16 protein-coding genes and 1 other annotated feature are annotated in these 11,892 nt (G+C 35.9%); all 16 genes read right to left on the bottom strand.

Features of this window, described 5'->3' with window-relative positions; all coding sequences use genetic code 11:
• Positions 1–16: 16 nt before the first annotated feature.
• Positions 17–214 carry a DUF2905 domain-containing protein gene (locus tag ACFSTA_RS11540; RefSeq protein WP_377556851.1) on the bottom strand — a complete coding sequence of 66 codons (198 nt, stop codon included), beginning with the start codon at positions 212–214 and terminating at the stop codon, positions 17–19.
• A complete protein-coding gene (gene ruvB, locus ACFSTA_RS11535; protein WP_377556850.1) occupies positions 214–1,215 on the bottom strand; it encodes a Holliday junction branch migration DNA helicase RuvB in 1,002 nt (333 codons plus the stop codon). The genes ACFSTA_RS11540 and ruvB overlap by 1 nt, the downstream gene beginning before the upstream one ends.
• 16 nt (positions 1,216–1,231) lie before the next feature.
• Positions 1,232–1,837, bottom strand: a complete 606-nt coding sequence (gene ruvA / locus ACFSTA_RS11530; RefSeq protein WP_377556849.1) for a Holliday junction branch migration protein RuvA — start codon at positions 1,835–1,837, stop codon at positions 1,232–1,234.
• Positions 1,838–1,924: 87 nt separating this feature from the next.
• Positions 1,925–2,656, bottom strand: coding sequence for a YebC/PmpR family DNA-binding transcriptional regulator (locus tag ACFSTA_RS11525; protein WP_377556848.1), 732 nt, complete (start codon positions 2,654–2,656; stop codon positions 1,925–1,927).
• A gap of 90 nt (positions 2,657–2,746) precedes the next feature.
• Entirely contained in the window at positions 2,747–3,310 is a 564-nt protein-coding gene (locus ACFSTA_RS11520; protein ID WP_377556847.1) for a YhcN/YlaJ family sporulation lipoprotein, read from the bottom strand.
• A gap of 60 nt (positions 3,311–3,370) precedes the next feature.
• Positions 3,371–4,105, bottom strand: a complete 735-nt coding sequence (gene nadE / locus ACFSTA_RS11515; protein WP_377556846.1) for an NAD(+) synthase — start codon at positions 4,103–4,105, stop codon at positions 3,371–3,373.
• Positions 4,106–4,138: 33 nt separating this feature from the next.
• Positions 4,139–5,098: a phosphotransferase gene (locus ACFSTA_RS11510; protein ID WP_377556845.1), complete on the bottom strand. Its 960-nt coding sequence runs from the start codon at positions 5,096–5,098 to the stop codon at positions 4,139–4,141.
• A complete protein-coding gene (safA, locus tag ACFSTA_RS11505) occupies positions 5,091–6,035 on the bottom strand; it encodes a SafA/ExsA family spore coat assembly protein (protein WP_377556844.1) in 945 nt (314 codons plus the stop codon). The genes ACFSTA_RS11510 and safA overlap by 8 nt, the downstream gene beginning before the upstream one ends.
• A gap of 356 nt (positions 6,036–6,391) precedes the next feature.
• Entirely contained in the window at positions 6,392–6,838 is a 447-nt protein-coding gene (locus tag ACFSTA_RS11500) for an ACT domain-containing protein (RefSeq protein ID WP_377556843.1), read from the bottom strand.
• An 18-nt stretch (positions 6,839–6,856) separates the two neighbouring features.
• Positions 6,857–8,137, bottom strand: coding sequence for a GTPase ObgE (obgE, locus tag ACFSTA_RS11495; RefSeq protein WP_377556842.1), 1,281 nt, complete (start codon positions 8,135–8,137; stop codon positions 6,857–6,859).
• Between the two features lie 15 nt (positions 8,138–8,152).
• Positions 8,153–8,692, bottom strand: coding sequence for a Spo0B domain-containing protein (locus ACFSTA_RS11490; RefSeq protein WP_377556841.1), 540 nt, complete (start codon positions 8,690–8,692; stop codon positions 8,153–8,155).
• Between the two features lie 157 nt (positions 8,693–8,849).
• A complete protein-coding gene (gene rpmA / locus ACFSTA_RS11485; RefSeq protein WP_377556840.1) occupies positions 8,850–9,140 on the bottom strand; it encodes a 50S ribosomal protein L27 in 291 nt (96 codons plus the stop codon).
• 14 nt (positions 9,141–9,154) lie between these two features.
• A complete protein-coding gene (locus ACFSTA_RS11480; RefSeq protein WP_377556839.1) occupies positions 9,155–9,484 on the bottom strand; it encodes a ribosomal-processing cysteine protease Prp in 330 nt (109 codons plus the stop codon).
• 12 nt (positions 9,485–9,496) lie between these two features.
• Positions 9,497–9,805, bottom strand: a complete 309-nt coding sequence (gene rplU, locus ACFSTA_RS11475; RefSeq protein WP_155666265.1) for a 50S ribosomal protein L21 — start codon at positions 9,803–9,805, stop codon at positions 9,497–9,499.
• Positions 9,806–9,820: 15 nt separating this feature from the next.
• Positions 9,821–9,895, bottom strand: a sequence feature (ribosomal protein L21 leader region).
• A gap of 70 nt (positions 9,896–9,965) precedes the next feature.
• Positions 9,966–10,826 carry a site-2 protease family protein gene (locus ACFSTA_RS11470; protein WP_377556838.1) on the bottom strand — a complete coding sequence of 287 codons (861 nt, stop codon included), beginning with the start codon at positions 10,824–10,826 and terminating at the stop codon, positions 9,966–9,968.
• Positions 10,813–11,583 carry a peptidoglycan DD-metalloendopeptidase family protein gene (locus ACFSTA_RS11465; protein ID WP_377556837.1) on the bottom strand — a complete coding sequence of 257 codons (771 nt, stop codon included), beginning with the start codon at positions 11,581–11,583 and terminating at the stop codon, positions 10,813–10,815. The genes ACFSTA_RS11470 and ACFSTA_RS11465 overlap by 14 nt, the downstream gene beginning before the upstream one ends.
• Positions 11,584–11,892 lie beyond the last annotated feature (309 nt).

Raw genomic sequence — 11,892 nt, 5'->3', positions numbered from 1 at the left:
GTAACTCCTATTCTTCCTATCGAAATCTTCCTATAATGAAAAAAATCAATGATAAAATAATACTAACCACGATCGACGTCATGATTGGAAAATGAAAGGAAAAATTCCCCTTTTTGAAACTAATGTCTCCTGGTAACCTGCCAATAAACGTCCAAAGCAGCCCAATAACTAAAAATATAATACCAATTAAAATGAATACCTTGCCAATATTCATTACGAATCATTCACTTTCAATCCAAAATGTTCATATGCTTTTGCTGTTACTAATCTTCCCCTTGGAGTACGTTGAATAAACCCAATTTGTAATAAATATGGTTCGTACACGTCTTCAATTGTCTGTGATTCTTCTCTAATAGTTGCTGCAATTGTCTCTAAACCAACTGGGCCACCTTGAAATCCTTCTATTATTCCCTTAAGAAGTTTGTGGTCAATGTGATCCAAACCAACGTCATCAACCTGTAACATTTTTAGTGCAGTTGACGTTGTTTCCAGACTTATTTCTGTTTCACCCCTCACTTGGGATATATCTCGAATCCTTTTTAATAATCGATTTGCAATCCGTGGAGTTCCCCTCGATCTTCTCGCTACCTCAATAGCAGCTTCTTTTGCTATCGGGGCTTCAAAAATATCCGCAGTACGTTCGACGATCGCACATAAATCCTTCGCTTCATAATATTCTAACCGACTTAGCACTCCGAATCTATCTCGTAGTGGTGCAGATAATAAACCCGCTCTCGTCGTTGCTCCAACTAACGTGAATGGAGGTAGGTCTATCCGAACCGACCTTGCACTTGGCCCAGTTCCAATCACAATATCAATAAAAAAGTCTTCCATTGCGGAATACAACACTTCTTCAACCGATCTAGGCAAGCGGTGCACCTCATCAATAAATAAAACGTCCCCCGGTTCTAGTGATGAAAGAATAGCAGCTAAGTCTCCAGCACGGTCTATCGCAGGTCCAGATGTAGAGCGAAATTGAACTCCCAATTCATTTGCAATGATAGCAGCTAATGTTGTTTTACCTAGTCCTGGAGGTCCATATAATAGCACGTGGTCTAACGGTTCATTCCTCATTTTAGCAGCTTGTATAAATATACTTAAATTCTCTTTTACCTTTGACTGTCCAATATATTGTTTAAGTGATGTGGGGCGAAGACTTAGTTCAACAGTAGAATCTTCCTCTTGTAATTCACCTGTTACCATACGCTCTTCCATTATTTTTTCCCCCTTGTTAGTTTTTCATTAATAATGACAATGCTTTTCGAATTATCTCATCTGTACTACCTAATTGTTCCTTTTGGAGTTCCGGTAAGATAGGCTTAATCTCTCTGTCTGTATACCCTAGAGCTTTTAATGCTTCTTGTGCTTCTTTGATATCCTCAGCACCTACTCGATCCGTATCGTTCGATACATCTGTTTCATTGGTAATTGTCACCATAGAAGTGAGTTTTCCTTTTAAATCTAATATCATTTGGCGTGCCGTTTTCTTCCCAACCCCTGGAAAACTCGTTAGAAACTTATCATCTTCCTGCTCAATTGCACTAATGAATCCAGGAATATCCACACTACCTAAAATAGCTAAAGCACCTTTTGGTCCTATACCAGAAACAGATATTAATTTCGTAAATAAATGTTTCTCTTCCTCATTCTTAAAACCATATAATATTTGAGCATCTTCTCGTACATAATGATATGTATAAATTTTTACTTCTTTATTTAAAGATTGCTGAAAGTAATATGGGTTTGGGCATATAATTTCGTATCCGATACCTTGTATATCCACAATCACAGCTTCATCCGTTATGTATGTTAAATCACCATTTATATAAGCAATCATCGTATCTCCCCCAATATTCTTTTCTATTCTAACACAATTCCAAGTAATACATGAAAAACTTCCACCCAATATAGAATGGAAGTTAACTTATTCAATTTCCTTTAAATTATGGTAAATATCTTGAACATCTTCATTTTCTTCAAGTGTTTCCATTAAATTGTGCATGTTAGCCTCGTCTTCAGGCGCTAATGTTTGATAGTTTTGTGGTATGAGAGTAACTTCTTGCTCTTCTAGCTCATAATCATTAGCCCGTAAATGGTCACAAACTGATGGAAAGTCATCTGGTGATGTAAAAACTTCAAACACGTCACCGTCTGTTATAATATCTTCCGCTCCAGCTTCAATTACCTCTAACGTCATATCCTCTTCTGAAATGCTTCCATTCTCATTGACAATGGCAATATATCCTTTTCTTTCGAACATAAAAGATACACTTCCATTTTCCCCTAGATTACCACCATTTTTCTTAAAAGCATGTCTAATCTCAGCAGCTGTTCTATTTCGATTGTCCGTTAGAACGTGAACGATTACAGCTACACCACCTGGACCATAGCCTTCGTAGGTAATTTCCTCATACTTCGCTCCATCTATTGAACCTGTTGCCTTCTTTATTGCCCGATCAATATTATCATTTGGCATATTATCTGCTTTTGCCTTATCTACAGCTGCCCTTAACGAAGCATTTGTAGATAGATCTCCTCCGCCCTGTTTAGCAGCAATATAAATATCTTTTGCATGACGCATGAAAATTTTGCCTTTTTTTGCATCCTGAGCATTTTTTCTTTTCTGTATATTCTTCCATTTTGAATGTCCCGCCATAAGAGAATCTCCTCTCCCTTTTGATTCATCATTTAACTATATCAAAAATGAAGCAGGATATGAAGTGAGGCAAATTTGAAACAAATTCATTTATTGATCTGTACCAAAAAAGTCTTCCAAAAATCGATCTGTGTTCTCATCTGAACTAATTTGATTAGAATTTAAATTCCTCATTCGGTTCCAGTAGATATTGTCTGTGTAAACAACTATTTGTTTATCCTGGACGAATTGTTGTACCTCTCGTTCAATTTGTTGTGCACGATCATCCACATCTCCTAGTGAAGTTTGATCTGAATGGTTATTTAATATGACGGCTACTACAATTCGGTCATCTGTTTCGGATACCTGAGCTTGCTTAATGTATTTATGCTCAGATAAATGTTCTGAGATCTCCATGGTCCGTTCATTTGTATATCGGTCCATATTTCTTTCGTTTGTTTCACCACCATTTAACCCCTCCAATTCACTTTGAGGGTAACCACCTTGTTCCCCTATGGATTGATCCTGCCCTAGTCTATCTCGCTGTTCTTCCGGTGTTTCATAATGAATGGGTTGTAAATTATTTTCTTGATTATTTGCATGTCTACCTTCCTCTTGGTTTGTACAACCAATAAGAAAAAGCATTGCTGCATATAACATGATATATTTTCTCATATTAAAAACCTCCCTTATGCCTAGTTTGTATAAGGGAGGTTTAAATACACATGGTAATTTTTAATTTCGTGTGAATTGCGCAAGAGGATTTCGTTTATGTGCAGATTTTCGGTGCATACGCTCTATTATTTCCTTATCTGCATCAGGGATTGATTCACCTTTTAAGTATGCATCAATCTTATTATATGTTGTACCCATTTCAGATTCATCTGTTTGGCCTTCCCAAAGATCTGCACTAGGTTTCTTATCAATTACTTCTTGAGGTACTCCTAAGTATTTTGCTAATTCTCTTACTTCACCTTTAGTAAATTCGACAATAGGTAAAATATCGACTCCACCATCACCATATTTTGTAAAGTAGCCCGTATACCATTCTGCTGCATTATCTGTACCAACTACTAAATAATTATAATTCGTTGCAACCGTGTACAGCGTACTCATTCTTAGCCTAGCTCTTAAATTTGCGTCAGCTAATTTTCCTTTTTCCTCATTAAATTCTTCTTTTAATTGTTTTTTCACTTCGGAAAACAAAACGTGATGAGTTTCAGCTAAGTCGACGGTTATTCCTTTCATTCCACATGCATCAATTACTTTTTCTGCATGCTGCATACCCTCAGGATCACTATTTAAGGGCATGATAACACCAAGTGAATCATCTGGACAAGCTCGTTTTATTAAATTTGCAACGACAGCAGAATCTATTCCCCCACTAACTCCGACGACCAAGCCATTTACACCGGCCTCTTCTACTTGCTTCCTTAGCCAATCAACTATTTTTTCTACTAATTTCTCCAAAATAAACGCTCCTTTATCTCTTTATATAATTTCTTATTTTACCACTAATTTTGCCATTTTCACAAAATCTTTTCTCTTCATCCAGTTCTTTTCCATCTCTGTTAAGTAGTTATCAATGGAGCGATCGGAGCGTTGATGTGATAAATAATGCAACCACTCTCTAAGTACATCACTAGGAATTGCTATCGCCATTAGCCAAATTGGTACGTCTGAATCTTCTACCATTCTATAGGTGAGTAATTGATCGATATCCCAATTGACGTATGGTAAAAAGCGTTGCCCTAATTGGATATAATCATATATTTGTGAAGTACATAGTAGTAAATCGAAATCAATTAAGTAGGTTCTTTCATTTTGAATAAAATTATGTGATGCAACATCCCCATGAACCCATATTCCAGATTCCTCTGCTTGGCGCTGAATTAGCTTCCACGGATACGTGGCTACCAATTGAATAGATTGTTCTGTTTTTTTAGTAATATCCTTATATAAGTTCTCATATCCAAACTTTAAGAATAAGTATTCTGTCTTTTTAAAAGTCTGTAATCGATTATACCAACGTAAATAAAATAATTGCTTATTAACTCGATTTTCTACAAATACTTCTGAAGCATTTCGATGAAAATTTCTTAAAGTTTGTACAGCAGTTTTTCTATCGATCGGACTAATGTAGTTCAGCTTTCTTCCTTGAATAAAGGGTGTTAGTGTCCAATAAAAATGATTTTCGTCACTAATTATTTTTCGACCATTAGGAAACCGAACAAACGGGGTGATCATTTCTGCATTTATTTTCGAAAAAAATTCCCACTGCTGTGTAATGTTTTTCTTGTTACTATGCCTTTTTAGTATATATCGTTCCAGATTATCACTGGTAATTAATAAAACATCGTTTTTAATCGGCTTCAATTCTTTAAGACGAAAATTACCCTCCCAATATAAAAAAGAAGAGAGACGATCAATATCTTTATCGTCTCTTCGTTTATTCCTACTCACTTGATGATTCATCCTCTTCCTGTGGTCTAAATGAAGGAAACCCAGGCGGTGTTGGATAAGCAGTTTGATTGAAACCTGTCATCGGTGGATATTGTGTTGGTTGATTCCCAAATGGAGGCATTGGTTGCGTTTGGGAAGGTTGTTGGAATTGATCATATCCAAACGGTGGTTGCATATACCCCATTTGTTGAGTAGGTGCTGCATTACTTCCGTTACAGCCACAGTCACCTGTTGGCATTTGTTGCATTGGCATCTGTTGTGCCGGCATCTGCTGCATTGGCATTTCCATCATGGATGATTCAAAATCGTCAAATTGCGTACCTAATACTCCTGGGTGATACATCGGTTGAAAATGCATTAGTTCATGTGGATGACAAGGATGAAAAGGCGGACAACAAGGATGATGTACTACTGGAAAACATGGCACCATATGAACCGGTTGCTGTGGTAATGGTTGATGTACTGGCTGTTGAACGGGTTGTTGCATCGGTTCTTCCTTCGGCTTTTCTTTTATCTTTTTCGGTTTTTCTTTAGGAGTAGGCATTTTAGGGAAATTAATAGTTAAGTCTTGTTGAAATTCCTGGCTCATCATAGGCATCTGCATCATTGGTTGTAATGGCATCTGTGGCATTTGTGGCATAGGCATCTCTTGTTTAACTTCCTTAATTGGTTTTACGTCATCCTCTTTAATTACTGGCAATGGCTTGGGAGATATATCCTTATATGGTTGCTTTACCGCTGGTTTTTGGGCTTCTTTTGTAGGCATTTCCTTCTTAACCGTTTTTGCAGTAGTAGGTATCCTAATCTTCATACCAGGCATAATCATATCAGGACTTGATAAATGTGAATTAAGCTGTTTTACTTCTTCAAAATCAACCCCATATTGCTTCGCTATTTCCCACAAAGTATCCCCTTTTTGTACAATATGAATTTTCAAGTCAACTCGAACTCCTTTCGTTTCTATAGCTGGGCTAATTACTCTATATCAACATATGCAAAGAAACAAAAAAAGTTGAACCATAACTAGAAATAATGAAAAAGAAAAAGCCGTATCTTCATAGTAACGGAGACCGTATTTGGGATAAAATAATAAATAAAAACGTAAATCCGATACTTGATGAATGGACTTGTCAAATAGCTGACTCATATTTTTCCTATAACAAATGCTATCATACCAAGAAAGTAAGGGTACAAATCGAAATACGATTTGTACCCTTGTATTGTATATGATTTAGTTTTGTTCTCATTTAGAATTGAAGCCCATCACTCTTAAACATATTGAAAATGTAGATACTATACACCTGAACTAAGCAATGTAACCTGTTCCACAAACTCAAGTTGTTTTAACTTATGAATAAGAATATCAACATTTTCATCAATTCGTGATATGTCCAATGATAAAGTTACATTCGCTTTACCCTGTATTGGTATTGTTTGGTGAATGGTTAAAATATTGCACCCTGCAGAGGCAACGATATTTAATAATTTGGATAATGTACCTGTACGGTCTTCCAAATGGAAAAACAACGTAATAATCTTCTCTTTAACCATTGCTTGAAATGGGAAGACTGCATCTTTATATTTATAATATGCACTCCTAGATAAATCAACCTGTTTCGTCGCTTCATTAATTGTTTGAACCTTTCCTCGTTCAAGTAAATTTTTAATTTCAATTGTTCGCTTGATGGACTCAGGTAAAACATCACTCCGAACCAGATAGAATCTCTCTTCTTCCTTCATTTTCGTATCCCCATTCTACTACTCAATAAATTCAAATTCGAAATCCAATAATCGAATTGTGTCTCCGTCCTCTGCTCCTTTCTTCCTTAGAGCTTCGTCAACACCCATTGTACGTAATTGTCTTGAAAAACGTTGAACTGCCTCATCCCTATTAAAATCCGTCATCTTAAATAATTTTTCAATTTTTATTCCTGACAAAACATATGCCCCATCATCATCTCGAGTGATTTCAAAGCCTTTATCCTCTTTTTCGTAACGATAAACAACCTTCTCCTCGGTATCCTCTATTTTAGGAGCAAGCTTTGGAATAGTTTCTAATAGATCTGCAACAGCAAATAGTATATCTCTTAACCCTTCTTTAGTAAGGGCCGAAATCGGATATACGGAAATCCCGTCATCTAATTGTTGTTTAAATTGCTCCAAATTTTCTTCAGCACCTGGCATGTCCATTTTATTTGCCGCAATAATTTGTGGACGATCTATTAGTTTTGCATCATACTCTTGCAACTCTTGATTAATTTTCACAAAGTCCTCATATGGATCTCTACCTTCTGTACTCGCCATATCTATTACATGTATAATTACTCTTGTTCGCTCAACATGGCGCAAAAATTGGTGTCCGAGTCCTATACCCTCATGAGCTCCTTCAATTAATCCGGGTAAATCTGCTAGTACAAAACTACGTTGATCACCTGTTTCAACTACACCAAGATTCGGAGCCAATGTTGTAAAGTGATAATCAGCAATTTTAGGTTTTGCTGCACTTACTACCGATAGAAACGTTGATTTTCCAACACTCGGAAATCCAACTAGACCTACATCTGCGATTAATTTTAATTCTACTTTAATATTTCGTTCTTGACCTGGCTCACCATTTTCAGCAAAATCTGGTGCAGGGTTACGTGGTGATGCAAATCGAGTGTTTCCACGCCCACCTCTTCCACCTTTTACAATAATTGCTTCTTGATCATGCATGGTTAAATCTGCAATTACTTGATTCGTATCCTCATCTATAACAGTAGTACCAGGAGGGACAGGAACAATTAGTGGTTCAGCATTTTTCCCATGCTGAGTTTTACTCATTCCATTTTCTCCTCGTTTTGCTTTAAAATGTTTATTATAACGAAAGTCCATTAATGTATTTAAACCTTCATCAACTTTAAATACAACATTTCCCCCGTTACCGCCATCACCACCAGCAGGACCACCTTTTGGTACATATTTCTCTCTTCGGTACGCAACTAAACCGTTCCCACCGTCACCGGCTTTCACGTAAACACTAACTTGATCTACAAACATTACAACTCACCTCATCTAGTCTGATGGAATCGAAACTTCACAAATAAAACTATCTGGTTCTGAATCCATCACTTCTATTGTTATCCCTAAATTTATCTTTTTTAGTAATAATTTAATTTTTTCCTTATCCAAGAACTTACCCCAAATTGCATATTTTAACACAACACCGGCATCTTCTATTGCATCATGTATATCTAGCTCCATATCATATAACTCTGTTTTCACACCTGATTGCTCATAGGCATTTGAAATACTTACACATGCTGCCATTATTACTTCATCAATGAAGGTTAAATCTTTTCTTTCTGTATGTATATTGTAAGTTATTCGGATATTTTTACTGATTGTATTAAACTGAATTAACCAAATCGCTAATTCGGGAGCATTCAGGTTCATTAATTTTCTTTCGTTATGGAATTCTTGCATGAGTGAAGACAGCTTTTCCTCTACTTTTTCTTTTTTTCCCATACTCAAATAGCCCTGTATTATTTGCATATGATTCATCAAATCATGCCGTTGATGACGGAGTAATTCTATAACATCTTTAGTTTCCACATTTCTCCCCCCAATATGTTGAAATAATTAACAAAAGAAATTATAAAACAACAGGACAGAACTATTTTATAACACCTATCCTCTTATTTTATACTTTTTCAGCGTTAAAAAAAACTCCAACCTATCAAACGGTTGGAGTTTTTATCAATTATATTGATTACGCTTCTTGTGCAACTGGATATACACTTACTTTTTTGCGGTCACGACCATAGCGTTCAAATTTTACAACACCATCGATTTTAGCAAAAAGAGTGTCATCTCCACCACGGCCTACATTTTCACCTGGATAGATTTTTGTACCGCGTTGGCGATATAAAATAGATCCACCAGAAACGAATTGACCATCTGCGCGTTTAGAACCTAAACGTTTAGACTCAGAGTCACGACCGTTTTTTGTACTACCTTGACCTTTTTTCGTAGCGAAGAATTGTAAATCTAGACGTAGCATCTTGCTGCACCTCCTTATTTACGATGAATTTTAATGAATTGACTATATTCACGTTCTATTGTTTCCAATGAAATAATCATTCCTTCAAGCAAAGTTTGTGTTTTTTCCATTATCTCTTTATTTAAAGAGTGTGGAACTTGAACACGAAGGTAGCCACCTTCTTTTCCTTGCTCGATTTCAAGATCAATGTTACATAACGCCATAACTGCATTAATTGAACCAAATGACACAGCAGAAACACCTGCACAGACTAGATCATAGCCATAAGGACCACTTTCAGCATGTCCGGATAACTCAAATGCTGTTATTTGATTGTTTTCTTTAGACACAGTTACTTGAATCATGTGACAAATCCCTTATTGATTAATCTTTTCGATTACTAGTTTCGTATAAGGTTGACGATGACCTTGTTTACGATGATAGTTTTTCTTAGGCTTGTATTTGAAAACAGTAACCTTTTTCTGACGACCATGCTTTTCTACTTTAGCAGTAACAGTAGCACCTTCCACATATGGAGAACCAACTTTTACATCATCCCCACCTACAAAAAGAACTTTATCAAATGTAACTGTTTCGTTTGCATCAGCTGTAACTTTTTCTACGTAGATTTCTTGGCCTTCTTCTACTTTTACTTGTTTACCGCCTGTTTCGATAATTGCGTACATAACTATGCACCTCCTTAATTAACTCAGACTCGCCATACAGGTACTCATACTAGGAGTTTAATAACCTGTTCTGTGCGGTTGTAGCACGGGTGCTACGATGAATAACATACTGATGTTATCACGTATCCTAACGATTTGTCAAGCATACGTAAAAAGATTCCTATATCTTTACTGCAACTTCACCAATTGTTTTCGAATATTGTTTATCATAAAAATAACTATGTAAACAATCATTTTCATCTAATGCTATTCGATTTTTTCCAGGTAGCGAAATATAAATAGAATGCTTTTTATCCCTTTGAAATTGTGCGAATACATCCATTAAGGATACATGATGTGATACTTCAATAGCACGAACGCTTTTAATAGTAGAGCTTCCTTCATACCTATGTAGTAAAAAGCGCATGAAAACATAATACCGTTGTTTCCACTCTGTTTTGTTCTCCATAAACAAAAATAGCAAAATTAAAAACGTACTTAATGTAAATGGATAAAATAGAAACTGTCCAATAATTAGACCTATACAGGTAATCATAGAGAACATAATTATAGTATGATATGCTTTTCGATATGGAAAAAATAATGTTAATAATAAGAATAACAACTTTCCACCATCTAATGGCCAAATTGGTAATAGATTAAAAATAAGGATAACCGTGTTATAAAATATGATCGTTTCTATAAAAAACGGTGGAATTACATGATAAATAGACAATATTGACACAAGCAAATAAATTAACACATGTTGAAATGGACCAGCAATTGTAACTACGGCTTCCTCATAGATTGATTTATTTCCATGCTCATCTGTAACCATTTTACCACCGAAAACCCATAGAATAATACTTTGAATTCGCCATTTAAAGGCTTTTGCAGCTATATAATGACCTAATTCGTGCCATAATACAATCAATAAAATAATCATTAACTCCACAAATGTACCTGTTAAAAATGCAATGACGATAAAAATTAAAAGAATTGGATGTAAATGAATCGGAGGCAAATGCTTATGAATTGTCATCAACTTTAATCACCTGAACAGGGTCGATATACTCATTATCTTTTTCAATTGAAAAATATACGGTCTCACTTTCTGTTGATGGGGAGAACTGTCCAATTCTTTGATTTGCTGCTATATATTGATATAAATGAACATCTATATTACTTAAATAGCCGTATGTTGATTTGCTTCCATCTGCATGTTGAACTACAACCGTTTTATTCATCACGCGATCATTACCTGAAAAAATCACGATCCCCTCACGTAATGCAGATACATTAGTTGTTTTCTCAGGTGCAATCATGATACCTTTTCCATTGGCTTGAAAAGTTTCTGTTACGCTACCATTTACCGGATAGGCTAATGCCTCACTTCCTTCCGTTGTATCACTCGGTGAAGGTGAAAATGCTAATGGACTACCAAACGTATCTTGATACCATTTATATACATTAGCAAAAGGAAACTCTTCGGTTAACATACTGCTTGTCCATTCTTTTGGTTGATGTAGTATATCTGAGTCTGTTTCCCACATTAGAGCAATCCCAAAAAACAGCATCACAGAAAGAATACCTTTTAAGATAAAACCTGAGATAAATCTACTTTTTGGCTTACCATCGCCTGAACCATCAAAGAAGCTAGGATAGTATCCATGTTTTTCTTCGTCTTGAGGTAAAGGGATTACTTGCTTTGTCGATATCCCTTGAGAATTTGAAGTAATACCTCGCTTTTTTTTACGTTCAGTAATTGATTTTCTAACCTGATTTACTCCTTTGTTCATATTATCTCATTCCTTCATCATCTTTTGTACAAGTGTATGAAAGAATGATTAAAGATATGATAGTAGCTAGACGATTAAAAGGTTGTTTTCTAGAAACCTGGTGCTTTTTCTAAGTATGTATTTTTATGAGTAATTGATTAAACTGTGCAGTATCATATAAAAAATTGCTCTGACTACGAATTGTGAATTAATATAACGCTCGCAACATCGCTTCGGAAATACACTTCGCTTTCCGCGGGCGGCTGGTGAGCCTCCTCGTGCTACGCACTGTGGGGTCTCACCGATGCCTTTCCTCCCGCAGGACAAAGG

Source organism: Ornithinibacillus salinisoli (assembly GCF_042684965.1).
GTDB lineage: Bacteria > Bacillota > Bacilli > Bacillales > Amphibacillaceae > Ornithinibacillus > Ornithinibacillus salinisoli.
This window is presented reverse-complemented; position numbering and strand designations above follow the sequence as displayed.

Coding starts and splice junctions, on each gene's coding strand:
- rplU (WP_155666265.1), bottom strand. CDS start 9,805: ATGTACGCAATTATCGAAACAGGCGGTAAACAAGTAAAAGTAGAAGAA.
- obgE (WP_377556842.1), bottom strand. CDS start 8,137: ATGTTTGTAGATCAAGTTAGTGTTTACGTGAAAGCCGGTGACGGTGGG.
- ACFSTA_RS11470 (WP_377556838.1), bottom strand. CDS start 10,826: ATGACAATTCATAAGCATTTGCCTCCGATTCATTTACATCCAATTCTT.
- ACFSTA_RS11500 (WP_377556843.1), bottom strand. CDS start 6,838: ATGAAGGAAGAAGAGAGATTCTATCTGGTTCGGAGTGATGTTTTACCT.
- ACFSTA_RS11525 (WP_377556848.1), bottom strand. CDS start 2,656: ATGGCGGGACATTCAAAATGGAAGAATATACAGAAAAGAAAAAATGCT.
- ACFSTA_RS11540 (WP_377556851.1), bottom strand. CDS start 214: ATGAATATTGGCAAGGTATTCATTTTAATTGGTATTATATTTTTAGTT.
- ACFSTA_RS11520 (WP_377556847.1), bottom strand. CDS start 3,310: ATGAGAAAATATATCATGTTATATGCAGCAATGCTTTTTCTTATTGGT.
- ruvA (WP_377556849.1), bottom strand. CDS start 1,837: ATGATTGCTTATATAAATGGTGATTTAACATACATAACGGATGAAGCT.
- ruvB (WP_377556850.1), bottom strand. CDS start 1,215: ATGGAAGAGCGTATGGTAACAGGTGAATTACAAGAGGAAGATTCTACT.
- rpmA (WP_377556840.1), bottom strand. CDS start 9,140: ATGCTACGTCTAGATTTACAATTCTTCGCTACGAAAAAAGGTCAAGGT.
- ACFSTA_RS11465 (WP_377556837.1), bottom strand. CDS start 11,583: ATGAACAAAGGAGTAAATCAGGTTAGAAAATCAATTACTGAACGTAAA.
- ACFSTA_RS11480 (WP_377556839.1), bottom strand. CDS start 9,484: ATGATTCAAGTAACTGTGTCTAAAGAAAACAATCAAATAACAGCATTT.